Annotated in this window: 19 protein-coding genes; 7 read left to right on the top strand and 12 right to left on the bottom strand. The window is 60.8% G+C overall.

Going from position 1 to position 15,470, the window contains the following annotated elements; all coding sequences use genetic code 11:
• The first annotated feature begins 128 nt into the window (after positions 1–128).
• The 3 genes from surE to ACR0AO_RS06940 all read left to right on the top strand — a co-directional run bounded on the left by surE (position 129) and on the right by ACR0AO_RS06940 (position 2,791).
• The gene (gene surE, locus ACR0AO_RS06950) at positions 129–911 is read left to right on the top strand and encodes a 5'/3'-nucleotidase SurE (RefSeq protein WP_480601578.1); all 783 of its coding nucleotides are present in this window, start codon (positions 129–131) and stop codon (positions 909–911) included.
• A complete protein-coding gene (locus ACR0AO_RS06945) occupies positions 908–1,558 on the top strand; it encodes a protein-L-isoaspartate(D-aspartate) O-methyltransferase (RefSeq protein WP_480601576.1) in 651 nt (216 codons plus the stop codon). The genes surE and ACR0AO_RS06945 overlap by 4 nt, the downstream gene beginning before the upstream one ends.
• Before the next feature lie 63 nt (positions 1,559–1,621).
• Positions 1,622–2,791, top strand: a complete 1,170-nt coding sequence (locus tag ACR0AO_RS06940) for a peptidoglycan DD-metalloendopeptidase family protein (RefSeq protein ID WP_480601574.1) — start codon at positions 1,622–1,624, stop codon at positions 2,789–2,791.
• 9 nt (positions 2,792–2,800) lie between these two features.
• Here the strand turns inward: ACR0AO_RS06940 and ACR0AO_RS06935 are convergent, their stop codons facing one another.
• Together ACR0AO_RS06935 and ACR0AO_RS06930 are read right to left on the bottom strand one after the other, a co-directional pair.
• Complete coding sequence (locus ACR0AO_RS06935; RefSeq protein WP_480601572.1) at positions 2,801–3,466, bottom strand: helix-turn-helix transcriptional regulator; 666 nt, start codon at positions 3,464–3,466, stop codon at positions 2,801–2,803.
• Positions 3,467–3,499: 33 nt separating this feature from the next.
• On the bottom strand, positions 3,500–3,805 hold the full coding sequence (locus ACR0AO_RS06930; RefSeq protein WP_480601570.1) for a hypothetical protein: 306 nt from the start codon (positions 3,803–3,805) through the stop codon (positions 3,500–3,502).
• 223 nt (positions 3,806–4,028) lie between these two features.
• Here ACR0AO_RS06930 and ACR0AO_RS06925 point away from each other — a divergent pair, with 223 nt between their 5' ends.
• From ACR0AO_RS06925 to ACR0AO_RS06910, 4 genes are all read left to right on the top strand, one after another.
• Positions 4,029–4,244: a twin-arginine translocase TatA/TatE family subunit gene (locus ACR0AO_RS06925; RefSeq protein WP_480601568.1), complete on the top strand. Its 216-nt coding sequence runs from the start codon at positions 4,029–4,031 to the stop codon at positions 4,242–4,244.
• 6 nt (positions 4,245–4,250) lie between these two features.
• Entirely contained in the window at positions 4,251–4,724 is a 474-nt protein-coding gene (gene tatB, locus ACR0AO_RS06920) for a Sec-independent protein translocase protein TatB (RefSeq protein ID WP_480601566.1), read from the top strand.
• The gene (gene tatC, locus ACR0AO_RS06915) at positions 4,721–5,641 is read left to right on the top strand and encodes a twin-arginine translocase subunit TatC (RefSeq protein WP_480601564.1); all 921 of its coding nucleotides are present in this window, start codon (positions 4,721–4,723) and stop codon (positions 5,639–5,641) included. Before tatB ends, tatC begins: the two co-directional genes overlap by 4 nt.
• A gap of 117 nt (positions 5,642–5,758) precedes the next feature.
• The gene (locus ACR0AO_RS06910) at positions 5,759–6,601 is read left to right on the top strand and encodes an ATP-binding protein (protein WP_480601562.1); all 843 of its coding nucleotides are present in this window, start codon (positions 5,759–5,761) and stop codon (positions 6,599–6,601) included.
• Between the two features lie 61 nt (positions 6,602–6,662).
• Here ACR0AO_RS06910 and ACR0AO_RS06905 read toward each other — a convergent pair whose 3' ends face one another.
• The 10 genes from ACR0AO_RS06905 to ACR0AO_RS06860 form a co-directional block, all read right to left on the bottom strand.
• Positions 6,663–7,313 (bottom strand): SDR family NAD(P)-dependent oxidoreductase, encoded by a 651-nt coding sequence (locus ACR0AO_RS06905; RefSeq protein WP_480601775.1) that lies wholly within the window; start codon positions 7,311–7,313, stop codon positions 6,663–6,665.
• A 42-nt stretch (positions 7,314–7,355) separates the two neighbouring features.
• The gene (locus tag ACR0AO_RS06900; RefSeq protein ID WP_480601560.1) at positions 7,356–7,712 is read right to left on the bottom strand and encodes a pilus assembly protein PilP; all 357 of its coding nucleotides are present in this window, start codon (positions 7,710–7,712) and stop codon (positions 7,356–7,358) included.
• Between the two features lie 49 nt (positions 7,713–7,761).
• Positions 7,762–9,225, bottom strand: a complete 1,464-nt coding sequence (gene purF / locus ACR0AO_RS06895) for an amidophosphoribosyltransferase (RefSeq protein ID WP_480601558.1) — start codon at positions 9,223–9,225, stop codon at positions 7,762–7,764.
• Between the two features lie 168 nt (positions 9,226–9,393).
• Positions 9,394–9,957, bottom strand: a complete 564-nt coding sequence (locus ACR0AO_RS06890) for a CvpA family protein (protein ID WP_480601555.1) — start codon at positions 9,955–9,957, stop codon at positions 9,394–9,396.
• Positions 9,958–9,993: 36 nt separating this feature from the next.
• Positions 9,994–11,358, bottom strand: a complete 1,365-nt coding sequence (gene radA / locus ACR0AO_RS06885) for a DNA repair protein RadA (protein WP_480601553.1) — start codon at positions 11,356–11,358, stop codon at positions 9,994–9,996.
• A gap of 50 nt (positions 11,359–11,408) precedes the next feature.
• Positions 11,409–11,840 (bottom strand): paraquat-inducible protein A, encoded by a 432-nt coding sequence (locus ACR0AO_RS06880; protein WP_480601551.1) that lies wholly within the window; start codon positions 11,838–11,840, stop codon positions 11,409–11,411.
• Positions 11,841–11,894: 54 nt separating this feature from the next.
• On the bottom strand, positions 11,895–12,641 hold the full coding sequence (locus ACR0AO_RS06875) for an ABC transporter ATP-binding protein (protein WP_480601549.1): 747 nt from the start codon (positions 12,639–12,641) through the stop codon (positions 11,895–11,897).
• Positions 12,638–13,420: an MlaE family ABC transporter permease gene (locus tag ACR0AO_RS06870; protein WP_480601547.1), complete on the bottom strand. Its 783-nt coding sequence runs from the start codon at positions 13,418–13,420 to the stop codon at positions 12,638–12,640. Before ACR0AO_RS06870 ends, ACR0AO_RS06875 begins: the two co-directional genes overlap by 4 nt.
• Positions 13,417–14,451 (bottom strand): alanine racemase, encoded by a 1,035-nt coding sequence (alr, locus tag ACR0AO_RS06865; protein WP_480601545.1) that lies wholly within the window; start codon positions 14,449–14,451, stop codon positions 13,417–13,419. The genes ACR0AO_RS06870 and alr overlap by 4 nt, the downstream gene beginning before the upstream one ends.
• 47 nt (positions 14,452–14,498) lie before the next feature.
• Complete coding sequence (locus ACR0AO_RS06860; protein WP_480601543.1) at positions 14,499–15,437, bottom strand: isopenicillin N synthase family dioxygenase; 939 nt, start codon at positions 15,435–15,437, stop codon at positions 14,499–14,501.
• Between the last annotated feature and the right edge of the window lie 33 nt (positions 15,438–15,470).

Genomic DNA, 15,470 nt, shown 5'->3' with positions numbered 1-15,470 from the left:
AAACTGCGGCATCAACCCCTCAATTTCCGCTCGAGTGGTGCGTGAATGCCGCAGATTGCGCCCTGCGATTGCTTGCCGCATCCATGCACCGCGTCTATCAAGGGCGAAACCGGATATGAGATGGCGGAATGCGCATTCTTCTGACAAATGACGACGGCATCAACGCGCCGGGGCTGAAAGTGCTCGAAGCGATTGCCGCGGATCTGGCAGGCCCGTCAGGCGAGGTGTGGGTCGTGGCCCCGGCATTCGAGCAATCGGGCGTTGGGCATTGCATCAGCTACACCCACCCGATGATGATCGCCAAGATGGGCGAGCGCCGTTTTGCGGCAGAGGGTTCTCCGGCGGACTGTGTTCTTGCGGGCCTGCATGACGTGATGAAGGACAATCCGCCCGATCTGGTCCTCTCGGGTGTGAACAGAGGCAACAACTCGGCCGAAAACGTTTTGTATTCAGGGACCTTGGGGGGCGCAATGGAGGCTGCCCTTCAAGGCTTGCCCGCCATCGCGCTGTCGCAGTATTTCGGCCCCCGGAACCTGGGGCTGGAAAACACCTTTGAGGTGGCGGAACGTTTCGGTGCCGATATCGTTCGCCGAATTCTGGATGTCTCGCCGGAAGAACAATCGGACTATCGATTGTTCTTCAACGTGAATTTCCCCCCGGTTCCCGCAGCTGAAGTTCTGGGTTACCGCGTGGTGCAGCAGGGGTTCCGTAAAGGCACCCATTTTAGCGTCGAACCCCACAGTTCCCCATCGGGCAGGCGGTTTTTGTGGATCAAGGGCGGGTATCAGCATAACCCCACGACACCTGATACTGACGCGGCGGTCAATCTGGACGGCTATGTTTCCATTACGCCGATGCGGGCGGATCTGACGGCGTATGATGCGCTGGAGGCGTTGAAGGCAATCGAATGAGCGGCCCCGATCCGGAAACAAAGATGCAGTTTCTTTTCGCGTTGCGGTCCAAGGGCGTGACGGATGCGCGAGTCCTGAACGCTATGGAGGCGGTGGATCGCGGTCTGTTCGTCAAAGGCCTTTTTTCTGACCGCGCCTACGAGGATACGCCGCTGCCGATCACGTGCGGGCAGACCATCAGCCAGCCTTCCGTGGTCGGCTTGATGACGCAATCCCTGCAGGTGCGACCGCGCGACACGGTTCTCGAAGTCGGCACCGGGTCCGGCTATCAGGCGGCCATTCTTGCCAAGCTGGCGCGCCGCGTCTACACCGTAGAGCGGCACAAGCGCCTTGTGATTGAGGCGGAGAGATTGTTTCGTGATCTGCGCCTGTCCAATATCACCGCAATTTTGTCGGATGGGTCTTTTGGCCTGCCCGAGCAGGGGCCTTTCGACCGCATCATCGTAACCGCAGCGGCGGAAGACCCGCCCGGACCGCTCTTGGCGCAGCTCAAGATCGGCGGTATCATGGTGGTGCCGGTGGGACAGTCGGATGCGGTTCAGACCCTGCTCAAGGTTACCCGAACGGAGACCGGCCTGGACTATGACGAGCTGCGGCCCGTCCGTTTCGTGCCCCTGCTGGAAGGGCTGGGCAGGGACGGGGCGTAACAAAGAAATTTATACGGAACGCCAAATCCCCGGCTAACAGGGGACGGCATTGAGGATGGCAAGATGAGTTCAGTAGTTCGATTGATTTCGGGGCGCCGCTTGGTGACGGTAGCGGCGCTGGCGGTGCTTGCGGGATGCGAAGGGCCGCTGGATTATGACCTGAGAGGCCAGCTTGGTGGCTTCAGCACCACGCCTGCGGCCCAGTCCGCAAGTACGGCCAACCGGCCCGCGCCGGACGCACGCGGCGTCATCACTTATCCAACCTATCAGGTGGCCGTGGCGCAACGCGGCGACAATGTGGGTGACATCGCCGCGCGCGTCGGTCTGCCCGCGACGGAACTGGCCCGCTTCAACGGGCTTCAGCCCGGCGACGCTTTGCGAGAAGGCGAAGTGATCGTGTTGCCGCGTGCCGTCGGTGCCGCACCGGGAACCGGCGTCGATATCGAAACCATTGCCGGCAACGCCATTGATGCGGCACCGGGCAGCGAAACGGTCGAAACTTCCACGCTGGCTCCGGCCAATCCGGTTCCCGCCGCTCCGATCGCCTCCGGGCCGGAACCTGTGCGCCACAAGGTCAAGCGCGGCGAGACGGCCTACACAATCTCGCGGCTGTATCAGGTGCCGGTCGAGGCTTTGGGGGAATGGAATGGGCTTGGCCCGGATTTCATGGTGCGTGAAGGGCAATACCTGCTGATCCCGGTCAAGGATCAATCTGCACCGAAACGGACTGAGGAAACCACGGCAACCGCCGTGGCGCAGCCGGGCCAGGGTTCGGCTACACCAACACCCCCCAGCGCGACCCAACCGTTGCCGGACGAAGTTGTCGCGCCCAAAACGCCATCCGAACCGGTGGTTCAGACACAGGCGCCGAGTGCAGCCAGCAATTCGGCACTGGCCTTGCCGGTGACCGGTAAGATCATCCGCCCCTATAAGAAGGGCAAGAACGAAGGTATCGACATTGCGGCCGCGCCCGGCACAGCGGTTACCGCCGCCGAATCGGGCACCGTGGCCGCGATCACCGCAGACGCCGATCAGGTTCCGATCATCGTGATAAGGCATCAGGGCGATCTGTTGACCGTCTATGCCAATGTCGAAGGGATCAGCGTCAAGAAGGGCGACAGGGTGAAGCGCGGTCAGAAAATTGCGGCACTTCGCGCGGGGGACGATGCCTATGTCCATTTCGAGGTGCGCAAGGGCTTTGATTCGGTCGACCCCGATCCCTACTTCCAGTAGCTGGCGCTTTCAGGGCTGATAGTCACTCAGTCGTTTGCCGGGCTCGTCCTGGAACAGTTCGGGCAAGGGGGTGACCGCCTCGATCAGATCGATGCGGAAGACGCGGAAGGCCTGGCGCAACTCGCACCAGGCCGTCAGTGTCCAGACGCGGCCCCAATACTCCATATGCAGGGGGCGGATCACCCGGTCGGTCAGGGTGCCGTCGATGCGACGGTAGGACAGGCGCAGCTTTTGCCGCGCCTTGATGGCGGCCCGGATCGGCGCCATCTGCGCAAACCCCCGCGCGGTGTCGGCAAAAGGATAGACCGCGAATTTCCAGGCGTCCGCCTCAGCAATGGTCTGAGTGGGTAGAACGGCGTCGATCTTTTCGGACAGCGACTCGGCCGCGGCTTTCAGGTCGGCGTCGGCGGCCTCGGCCACGATCGCCATGCCAAGGTTCAACGCCTCCAGCTCGGCGGGTGTGAGGTTGAGCGGCGGCAGGGTGATCTGTTCGCGCACCATATAACCGACGCCGCGCTCTCCTTCGACGGGAATGCCTGACGCGGCCAGCGTGTCCATATCGCGATAGATGGTACGGACCGACACTTCCAGCCGGTCCGCGATGTCCTGCGCGCGGTGCAGTTTTCCGTCGCGCAGAATCTGGATGATATCGAAAAGTCGATCGGTACGGCGCATGCAACTACCCTTGGCGTGCGGCGCCTGGCGTCGTCAAGCGCTCATGTTCCAAAGCACTGCCTCATGCCGCATCTCAACGCTGTCAGGCCGAATGGCGGCCATCAGGGCAGGGACGAATTCCTGTTCGGGAAACGTCTTGGCCACGTTGCGGGCCGTTTCCATATCCTGCCAGATTACATAGTCGGTCCAGCGCCCGTCCTCACCCTGGCTGAGCTGACGGTGTTTGAATCCTTCCACGGAGCGGACAAATGCTTCGGAGGTTTGGCTGAGTTTGACGAACGCTTCGGCGCTGACCCCTTCGGCCAGTGAAAAAGTGACGATTTCTGCGACATGTTTCATCGGAATCTCCTGTTTCTTTGGTGTCGATTGGGTGGACCTATCAGTTATCAACTGACATAAACCTGTCAGGAGTGATTTGCCCAGTGCGAAATCACCGATATTTTTGTCAAAAGACCTGATGGCAGGGCGGTCTGTGCTTCCTGCCCGCGCGGCTCGGGCGTAAAACACCAGACGAAATCAGAACATCCGGTGCGTTGCGCGTCGGGGAAAGAGGAGAAAGACTATGCTCAACAATATTGGCCTTCCCGGTCTTCTGCTGATCGCGGTTGTGGTGCTGGTGCTGTTTGGCCGTGGCAAAATCAGTTCGTTGATGGGTGAAGTGGGCAAAGGAATCACAGCCTTCAAGAAGGGCGTCAAGGACGGCACCGAAGAGATCGAACAGGACGCCGCCGCCGCCGCCAAGGACGTCACTCCCGAGACCGACAAAGACAAGGCGTAAGCAGCCATGTTTGATCTGGGCTGGACCGAGCTTCTGGTCATCGGCATCGTGGCGCTGATCGTGGTGGGGCCGAAAGATCTACCCGTGCTGTTCCGCAATGTGGGGCAGTGGGTCGGCAAGGCCCGGGGCATGGCGCGCGAGTTCAGCCGTGCGATGAACGATGCAGCGGACGAGGCCGGCGTCAGCGAGATCTCGAAAGGGATCAAGGCCGCGGCCAACCCCATGAACACCGCGATGGACGGGGTCAAGAAAGCGGCACAGGATATGGCGTCGGATATCACGTCCGGCATTGACCCGACCAAGTTCGACGCAGAAAGCGAGACCGGCAAGCTGGCGGCCGAGCGTGCTGAGCAAGCCAAGAAGATACAGGCCGCGACCGCCCGCGCCGCAGCGGACCGCAAGGCGCGCGAGGCCGCCGATGCACTGGCCAAGGCCGAGGAAGCCGAGGCCGCGCTCAATACTGAGACTGACAAGACATGAGCAAAACCGACGAGATCGACGACACGTCCGCACCGCTGATCGAGCATCTGACCGAACTGCGCACGCGGCTGATCCGCTCAGTTCTGGCCTTCATTGTCGGCATCGTCGTCGCATTTGCGGTGGCCGAGCCGATCCTGCAGTTTCTGCTGCATCCGATTGAAGGGACTTTGCGCGAACTCGGCGACCCGTCGCCGACACTGCAGTATACCTCGCCTCAGGAATATCTGTTCACGCTGTTCAGGATTTCCATGGTCTTTGGCTTTGCCCTGGCCTTTCCTGTGATCTCGTATCAGATGTGGCGCTTTGTGGCGCCTGGGCTTTACCGGTCGGAAAAAGGTGCATTCCTTCCGTTTCTCATCGCATCCCCCTTCATGTTCCTGTTGGGCGCGGCCTTTGCCCAATTTGTGGTGACCCCGCTGGCGATGCAGTTCTTTCTCGGCTTTGCCGATGTCAGTTCGATCTTCGCCAATCTGCTGTCCACTGCGACCGGAGAAGTGCCCACCGAAGTCGCCGTTGTGCCCGAAACTTCGGATGGTGTGAAAATCACGTTCTTTGGCAAGGTCAATGAATCGCTTGATATCACACTGAAGTTCATCCTTGCCTTCGGGCTTTGCTTTCAGTTGCCTGTGTTGCTGACGCTGATGGGCAAGGCGGGTCTTGTCAGCGCCGAAGGATTGGGTGCTGTCCGGAAATACGCGATGATCGGTATTTTGGTCCTGGCGGCTCTGGTCACCCCCCCGGATGTGATTACTCAGATCATCCTGTTCACAGTGGTCTATGGCCTGTACGAGATTTCGATTTTCCTTGTCGCCCGCGTCGAGAAAAAGCGCGAGGAGCAGCTGCGCGCCGACGGCTACTATGACGACGAAGACGAAGATGATCCCCTGATGGCCGAGTTTGAAGAGGACGGCAAGTAAGCCTCAATCATTCGACTGAGATGGCGCGCGGGGGAACCCGCGCGCCTTTTTCGTTCAAGCGGCTTGTCGCAGGTTCCGGAACGTGGTTTGAAACCTCCGATCAGACCGGAGGACCGAATGGACAGCCAAGCCCTGAACCGCATCGCCGAAGCCCTGGAGCGTATGGCGCCGGCGCCGCTTGCCGCACCGGATTTCAACGCGGCCCCGGCCTTTGTCTGGCATGTCGAACCCGACCGGCTGGAACCGGTGCATCAGGTCAACCGTGTCGATCTCGATCTGCTGGTCGGCATCAACCGCTCGCGCGATACGTTGCTGGACAATACCCGCCGCTTTGCAAATGGCTTCAAGGCGAACAACGCACTCTTGTGGGGCGCGCGCGGTATGGGCAAGTCGAGTCTGGTCAAAGCGGTGCACGGTACCTTGCATGTTGATCATCCGGACCTGAAGCTGGTGGAACTGCAGCGCGAGGACATGGGTTCTGTCGCCCGTCTGCTGAACCATTTGCGCGCCGCGCCGCATCGGTTCATCCTGTTCTGCGATGACCTGTCGTTCAGCCACGATGACCAGCACTACAAATCACTCAAGGCCGTACTTGATGGCGGTATCGAAGGCCGCCCCGAGAACGTGGTGTTCTATGCCACGTCCAACCGCCGTCATCTGATGCCGCGCGACACGATCGAAAACGAACGCTCCAGTGCCATCAATCCGTCGGAGGCGGTCGAGGAAAAGGTGTCGCTGTCGGATCGTTTCGGCCTTTGGCTGGGCTTTCACCCCTGCAGCCAGGACGAATACCTCGCCATGATCGATCGTTATTGCGGTGCGTATGATGTCAGTGTCGAGGAAGAAACGCTTCGCGCCGAGGCTATCGAGTGGCAGGCCACACGCGGCGCGCGCTCGGGCCGCGTCGCCTGGCAATTTTTTGTCGATCTCGCGGGGCGGCACGGCGTTCACATCGCGTGAGTGGGGGCAGCCCAACGGGGATTTCGACAAAAATTCGACCGCCGGATGCGCCCGGAACAGGTCAGACCGGGAGTTGGGCCAGCAACCGGGCCGCTTCTTCGGCAGGCGATGCCAGAACCGAGCGATCCTCGCCGGGATAGAACCGCGCCCGCAACGCGGTGGCCATCGGAGCAGGTTCCAGAATCTTCACCTTTGGGCCGATATTTGCGGTTTCGGCGGCCCAGCTGCGCGCCAGCGCCATCTGTGCGGCCTTGGTCGCCCCATAGCTGCCAAAGAACTTCTCACCCGCGTGCGGATCGTCAAAAAATACCGCCTGTCCCTTCTCGCCCAGCAAGGGGGCAACATAGGGTATCAGAACCGAGGTCGCCGTAGCGTTGATCGAAACGGATTTGGTCCAGTCCTTGGGATCGACAAATGGAGCCGGTGTCAGCGGGGCGGCATGGATCGCGGTATGCAGCCAAAGATCCAGCTTGCCCCAGCGGTCAAAGATTCCCCGGCACAGGGTCGCCATCGCGTTCGGGTCGGCGATATCCATCGGCGCAAGCGTTGCCGCACCGCCCTTGGCCTGAATGCGGTCATCCAGTTCCTCCAGCGCGCCGGTGGTTCGGGCCACGGCGACGATGTGATATTCCGCAGCAAGCGCTTCGGCCAATGCGGCACCCAGGCCGCGTGAGGCTCCGGTAACGAGGGCAGTTTTTGTCTGATCGGTCATGTGGGCGGTTTGAACCCACATGCGCGCATCGTCAAGACAGGATTAGCTTCCGGGGATGTCGATCCGCACGGTCTGGCCGCTTTGCCGCAGCAACAGCCCGGTATTGTCGATTGCAACAACCTTGCCGGAGCCCACCCGGCTGCCGGGTTTGACTTGCTTGGTGCGTCCGCTCGACAGGCGCACCAGGGCGCGCAAATCGTGCGCGGCGCCAAAAATGCCCAGCACGGAAACGGAATTCCGTGTCAGCGCGCCTTTCTGAGTGGCGGTGCGCTCTACTTTCGTATTGGCCATGGATTCGGTCCGGTGAGTGAGTGACCGGCGCTGGGTACCGGCTTTGCTCTGTCGCCGAAAGGGTGAGGTGCGCGCGGTAGCGAAATCTTGCTGTCCGCGATCGCACAAAAAGAAAGGAGCGCCAGCGCTCCTTCCCAATCACCAGTTCAATGAGCGTTCACTCTGCCGCGGGCTGCTGCATCTCGAACCCTTGTTCGATCATGTCCGCGGGGCTTACGGGGTATTCGCCCGAGAAGCAGGCGTCGCAATATTGCGGGCACGCCTTGTCGCGCCCGCCGGTCTCGCCAACTGCGCGGTAAAGGCCGTCCAGGGAAATGAATTTTAGGCTGTCCACCGCCAAATGCTTGGTCATTTCCTCTTCGGTCATGGTCGCGGCCAGCAGCTTTTCGCGTTGCGGCGTGTCCACACCGTAAAAACAGGGCCAGGCGGTCGGCGGGCTGGCAATCCGGAAATGCACTTCCTTGGCGCCCGCATCTAGGATCATTTCCTGGATCTTGCGGCTGGTGGTGCCACGCACGACCGAGTCGTCCACCAGAATCACCCGCTTGCCCTGAATTAGGGCACGATTGACGTTCAGTTTTAGGCGCACGCCCATGTTGCGGATCTGCTCGGTCGGTTCGATGAAGGTCCGCCCCATATACTGATTGCGGATGATACCCATCGCGTATGGGATGCCCGATTCCAAAGAAAACCCGATTGCCGCAGGCGTGCCGCTGTCGGGCACCGGGCAGACCAGATCGGCTTCGACCGGGCTTTCCTTGGCCAGTTCGCGCCCGATGGCCTCGCGTGTCTCATAAACTGATCGCCCGCCCAGAATCGAATCAGGGCGCGAGAAATAGACATGTTCGAAGATGCAGAATTTTGAAGGCTGTGGACGGAAGGGGAAATGGCTTTGCACACCGTTTTTGGCGGTTATCACCACCATCTCTCCCGGTTCGATCTCGCGGATGAATTCAGCCCCGATTATGTCCAGCGCGCACGTCTCTGACGACAGGCACCAACCGTCACCGATCCTGCCCAGCACCAGCGGGCGCACGCCCAGCGGGTCGCGCACGCCGATCAGCTTGGTTCGCGTCATTGCCACAACCGAGAACGCGCCTTCGACCCGGCGCAGTGCGTCTTCCATCCGTTCGGGGATGTTGCGCTGAAGGGAACGGGCCATCAGGTGAATGATGCATTCACTGTCGGACGAGGACTGAAAGATCGAGCCGCGTTCGATCAGTTCGCGGCGGAGGGCGTTCGCATTGGTGATATTACCGTTATGCGCAATCGCCGCGCCGCCCATGGAAAACTCGCCAAAAAACGGCTGCACGTCCCGGATCGCGGTCTGGCCTTTGGAACCGGCTGTCGAATAGCGCACATGGCCGATGGCCAGCGGTCCCGGCAAGGTTTTCATGATGTCTGCCGAGGTGAAATTGTCGCGGACATAACCGAACCTGCGGGCATTGTTGAAGCCCTGTTCGGGATCGTGGGTAACGATACCGCCGGCCTCTTGTCCGCGATGCTGCAGCGCGTGCAATCCGAGAGCAACAAAGTTGGCGGCGTCCTGAACGCCGATGACGCCGAAAATCCCGCATTCCTCGCGGAGTTTGTCGTCGTCGAAAGGGTGGGCGGGGGGCATCTGCGGGCTTTGCAAGGCGGGCAGCTCCGATTCCTGTTCCGAGTTGGCCCTCACATAATGCTTCAGACGTCCCGTGTCATCAAAGGATCACACCCGCGCATTGCCGCAGGTGAAAAAAGACGATCCAAATACGCAGACGCCCGAGCATTTTGTGTCACGCCGCGTTGTTTACTGTTGCGGATTGCTGCAGGCCCCGACCAGATCCTCATATTGCTGCGTTACCCATCCCAGCGCCTGTTCGGGGTTTTGCTCTTCGATCTTTGCGCTGAACTGCGCAAAAACCTCGGCCGAACGGCTTTCGTCAACGATGGTAAAGTTCTGACCGGTCATCACCGTGTCGTAGACAAAGAACGCGATGGCCACCAGAAGGATACCGCGCGCCACGCCAAAGAAAAATCCCAGCGCCTGATCCAGCCCGCCCAGAGCCGAGCGCTGAACCAGCGAGGAAAAGAGCGGGGTAAAGACGCTGACCACGATCAACGCCACGGCAAAGACCGCCGCGAACGAGGTGATTACGGACAATTCGCAGCTGTCGCGCAGAAATTCGCCCAGCACCGGCACTTCCTTGATCAAAGGCATGGCCTTGGGTGCAAAGATAAACGCCAGGACGGCGGCGGCGACCCAGCCGGCGATGGCAAGCGTTTCGCGCACCAGACCGCGGGAATAGGCCAGCAACGCTGACAGCACGATGATCAGGGCTACGACCCCGTCGATTATGGTGAAACCTTCCATGGTCTTAGCCTGCTCTTTTCTGCCTCGCGCGCGATACTAGCCTGCTCCGAAGGTTTCGCCAACAAACCCCGCCAGATCAGAGGGTCGGGTGAGTGTCAGTCCTGCCACAGTAGCCGTTTTGCCACCAGCCGGAGCAATTGCCGCCGTGAAACCAAGTTTTTGTGCTTCTTTCAACCTGTTTTCGGTCTGAGAGGCCGGTCTGAGCGCGCCTGAGAGGGATATTTCGCCAAAAACGACCGTGTCCGCAGGCAATGCCGTGTCCTCCCGCGCGCTCAGCAGGGCGGCGGCAACTGCCAGATCGGCAGCCGGTTCGGAAATCTTCAACCCTCCAGCGACGTTGAGATAGACGTCAAGCCCTGCAAACGGGATGCCGCAGCGGGCCTCGAGCACCGCGAGGATCATTGCCAGCCGCCCGCTGTCCCAGCCGACCACCGTGCGGCGAGGCTGGGAATGGGGCGAAGGGGCCACCAGCGCCTGCAGTTCGACCAGCACGGGGCGGGTGCCTTCGATTCCGGCAAAAACCGCCGATCCGGGGCTGGGCGTTCCGCGTTCCGACAGGAACAAGGCGGAAGGATTTGTAACCTCGGCCAGACCACGGCCTGTCATTTCAAAGACGCCGATTTCGTCGGCGGGGCCAAAGCGGTTCTTGACTGCCCGCAGGATGCGGAACTGATGCCCGCGTTCGCCTTCGAAATAGAGAACAGTATCGACCATATGCTCGACCACACGCGGGCCGGCGATCTGGCCCTCCTTGGTGACGTGACCAACCATGATGATGGATACACCGTGCCGCTTGGCAAACGAGGTCAGTTCATGCGCTGCGGCGCGGACCTGGCTGACCGATCCGGGGGCGCTGTCGACATTGTCCGCCCACATTGTCTGGATCGAATCGATGATGGCCAAGCCCGGTTTTTCCGCCTCCAGCGTGGTCAGGATGTCGCGCAGGTTGGTTTCTGCCGCCAGTTTCACCGGTGCCTCGGCAAGACCCAGACGCCGCGCCCGCATCCGAACTTGCGCGCTGGCTTCCTCGCCCGAGACATAGATGGTTTTCAGGCCGGTCCGGGCAAATCGCGCGGCGGCCTGCAGCAGCAGGGTGGATTTCCCGATGCCCGGATCGCCGCCAACCAAGATGGCCGAGGCCGGGACCAGGCCGCCGCCCAGCACCCGGTCCAATTCGCCCACGCCGCAGACGGTGCGGGGTGGTGGGGTTTCGTCCGCTGCCAGATCGCTCAGCACAATGGCTTGCCCGCGCTTTCCCCCCAACGATTTCGACGCGGGTCCCGAGGATAGCGGCACCTCTTGCGCGATGGTGTTCCATTCGCCGCAGGCGTCGCAGCGACCTGACCAGCGCGAATGGGCCGCTCCGCAGGCGGTACACGTGAATGATCTTGTCTTTGCCATGCCGTCTTTGGTGCCCGAGGACGCGCGGCTCTTCAAGCCCTTGCAGGCCTTCATCGCTGGCGTTCGGTCAGAAATCCGAATGCGATGGAGGCAAGGATGCAGCCGGTGAACAGGTACAGCCCCCATGCGGTCTCAACGGTGGCGTAGGAAATGCCCTTGGCCAGCGTGATATAGAGCGCGATCAGAAAGATATCGGCCATGGCCAGCTTGCCGAGAATGTTGAGCGCGGGCTGTAGGCGCGGGTCCAGCAGGTTCCACTGGATCAGGGCGGTGCCGATGGTTTTCAGATAGGGGGCGAAGAGGGCGAAGACGGTGACAATCAGCGCAAGGAAAACGTCGGATTTCCACAAGGATTGCAGGCCGGTGATTACGCTGATTTCGCTGAGGCCGAAGATCGGCAGCAGCCCCGCGCGCATCAGCGGGGCAAACCACGCGATGGGGTAAAGTATCAGGAGTGACAGGGTGGCAAGGCGCAGGATCATGAATTCAGGATAACCGAAATCGAAGCCTGAAAAGTTCGCGAGCTATCCTGGCGGTCATCGCACCGCCTCAATCGGCCCCTCGGCGCTGCCGGTAATGAACTGCTCCAGATAGGGATCGCCCGAGGCATCCATCTGCCCAACCGGTCCGGTCCACTGGATCACCCCGTCATGCAGCATCGCGACGTTGTCGGCAATCGCGCGGACCGAGCTCATGTCGTGGGTGATGGTCATCGCAGTTGCCCCCATCTCGACCACGATCTCGCGGATCAGGTCGTTGATGACGCCGGACATGATCGGGTCGAGGCCGGTGGTGGGCTCGTCAAAAAAGATGATCTCAGGGTCAGCCGCAATGGCGCGGGCGAGGCCGACGCGTTTCTGCATGCCGCCCGACAGCTCCGAAGGGAACAGATCGGCCACCTTGGCGCGCAGGCCAACCCGGCGCAGTTTCTCGATGGCAATCTCGCGCGCCTCTTCGATGGGGCGTTTCAGCGACCCGCGCAGCAGGCGAAAGGCCACGTTCTGCCAGACCGGCAGCGAATCGAACAGTGCGCCGCCCTGAAACAGCATCCCGAAACGGGCCAGAAACGCGTCCCGGTCGCCTTCGGCCGCGTCGCGGCCATCAACGAAAATCCTGCCGCTGTCCGGGGTGATCAGGCCGAGGACGCATTTCAAAGCCACGGATTTCCCCGTGCCCGACCCGCCGATGATCACCATCGAGGTGCCCTTGGGGATCTCAAGATTCAGCCCCTGCAGAACCCGGTTGTCGTCAAAGGCCTTATGTACGTTCTCCATCCGGATCATAGCGAGAAAAACACCCCTGTCAGAACGAAGTTGGCGGCGAGTATCAGCACGGCGGCGGCCTCGACCGAACCTTTGGTGGCGCGGCCCACACCCTGCGCGCCACGGCCCGAGTTCATGCCATAGTAACACCCCATCAGCGCCGCGATCACTCCGAATGCCGCGCCTTTGACCAGCGATGAGACGATGTCGCGGGTTTCAAGAAAATCCACGGTGTTCTGCAAATAGGCAGCTGCATTGAAGCCAAGGTTCTGCGTCGCCACCACATAACCTCCGGCAATGCCGATGATGTCACCGACACCAACCAGAACCGGCACGGTGATCAGCGCCGCCAGAACGCGCGGGGCGGTGAGGTATTTCATCGGATGCGTCGACAGGGTGACCAGGGCGTCGATTTGCTCGGTCACCTTCATTGTGGCGATCTCGGCGGCGATGGACGAGGTCACGCGCGCAGCTATCATCAGCCCGACCAGAACCGGCCCCAGTTCGCGCACCATACCGATTGCGACGATCTGGGGCACCACGGCCTCGGCGTTGAACCGCGCTCCGCCAGCATAAATCTGCAATGCCAGAGCGCCGCCGGTGAAAATTGCGGTCAGGCCAACGACCGGCAGCGACAGCCAGCCGATATGCAGCAGCGCCACGCCGAATTCGCGCGGATAATAGGGGGGGCGGAAAATGTGCGATATCGCGTCGAGCGCGAACAGGCCGACCCGCCCGAACGCAGCAAGGACAGTCAAAACCGTTCGGCCCAGACCGGCCAGAAGAGCGAGAGGTTTCATTCCACGTATTTCCGTGCGTATCGCGCGCCAAGCGAAGTAAGAATCTCGTACCCGATAGTTCCGGCGATTTCGGCCAGATCATCCACGGTCTGTTGCGCATTCAGAATCTGCAGCGTTTCGGGAACATGATCCGCATCCGTGACGTCAACGGTAATCAGATCCATCGATATGCGCCCCACCACCGGGCAGGGCGCGCCACCGGCATAGGCCTTGATCCCTCCGCCCGTGGCCCGATGCAACCCGTCGGCATAGCCGGCGGCGACGGTTGCGATCCGCGACGGGCGGGTGGCGGTCCAGGTGTTGGAATAGCCGACGGTCTCTCCGGGCTGAACATCGCGAACCTGAACGACGGGAAGATCGACTGTCACGACCGGTTTGGCATCGGCGAACGGCTGGCCGCCGTAAAGGCCGACACCGGGGCGGCAAAAGTCAAAGTGGAATTCGGGGCCCAGCAGCAGACCACCGGTGGCCGCCAATGATCGTGGTACTTTAACATCATTCGTCATCTCTTTGAAAACACGAAGCTGCTGTCGATTCATCCAGTGATCTGGTTCATCCGCGCATGCCAGGTGAGACATGATCAAAACGGGATTCTTGGCAAGCGCCGTTTGCCGCAACACTGCCCAATCGGCGGGTTCCAGGCCCAACCGGTTCATGCCGCTGTCCAACTGAATTCCGAACGGATGATCCTGCAGCGCCTCCATGTGGCGCCGGTACTGCTCGACCGAGTTCAGCATAGGCAGCAGATCGTGATCGCGCAGAACGTCGGTATCACCCAGCATATGTCCTGAAAACACGGCGATCAGCGGTCCGGGGCCGAGCGCCTCGCGCACGGCCACACCCTCGCCGGCCACGGCGACAAAGAACTTGCGGGCACCGGCCTTGGCAAGCGTGGGCGCAACGCGCCGGACGCCCAATCCATAGGCACCCGCCTTGACCACCGCTGCCGTTTCGACGGTGTTTCTTGCGTCAAGCGCCCGCCAATTGTCGGCGAGCGCGCTGAGATCGATGGTCAGACGTGCAGTACTCATGAGCCCGTTCATGACACCCGGGGCCCGCAGGTCAAGGGGGAAAAGGCCTAACCTTGCACAGGTTTATGAGCGTCATAGGCCGCTTCCAGCTCGCCACGCAGAAAATCCGCGAAAAGCAGCGGCTCGAAACGGGCCGGGCCGGTTCCCGGCAAGGGTTCGATGACGGTGTTCACATGCGGGTCAAAAAAGAACGGGCAACTATAGCGCTCTCGACCTGAGCGGTTGATCACCCGATGCGGTGTCGACAATAGGCGTCCGTTACTCATCCGGTGCAACATGTCGCCCACATTGACCACAAAGGCGCCCGGCCGTGTAGGTACGTCAACCCAGCTTCCCGCAGGTGTCTTGACCTGTAGACCGCCCACGTGATCCTGCGCCAGCAAGGTCAGGCATCCGAAATCGGTATGGGGGGCCGAGCCGTAAAGATCGTTCGGGCTGGCGTCGGGTTGCGGCGGATAGTACAACAGGCGCAGCCAGATGGTAGGTGACGAAAATGCATCAACAATGGAAACGTCTTTTATATCAGCGGCTTGCAGCGCAATCTTCAGAAGCCTAAGCCCAAGGCCGGTCATGGCGCTGGCATAATCCTCCAGGGTTTCCCGAAACCCGGGCAGAACCGGCCAACGGTTCGGACCAGACAGATACACGTCGGGATTGGCACGGCTGTCTTCCCGCATCATCATGAAGCTGGCGGATTGATTGGGTTTGGTCACGTCCGCAAGTGTCGAATTGACATCCGTTGACGAGTTGATCGGGATATAGCCGCGGTGGCTGCGGTCGACCGCAATGGTCATTTTTTCTTCGATCGGCAGCGCGTGAAATCGGCGCGAGGCCTCAAAAACCGAATCAATCAGCGCCGGATCGACTCCATGATCTTCAATATAGCCAAAGCCGGTGATGCCATAGGCGGCACGGAAATCGGCGGCTATGTCCGAGTCACGGCGGTCGCCAAGCCGTATGACGGGGATTTCGGTAAATTCTGTCATGATGTTCTCGCTTTGAATGGGGATGGAAACAGG

The sequence above is a fragment of the Ruegeria sp. AF8 genome (genome assembly GCF_056541825.1).
The sequence above is the reverse complement of the archived record's forward strand: the minus strand, read 5'-3'. Positions and strand labels throughout refer to the sequence as shown.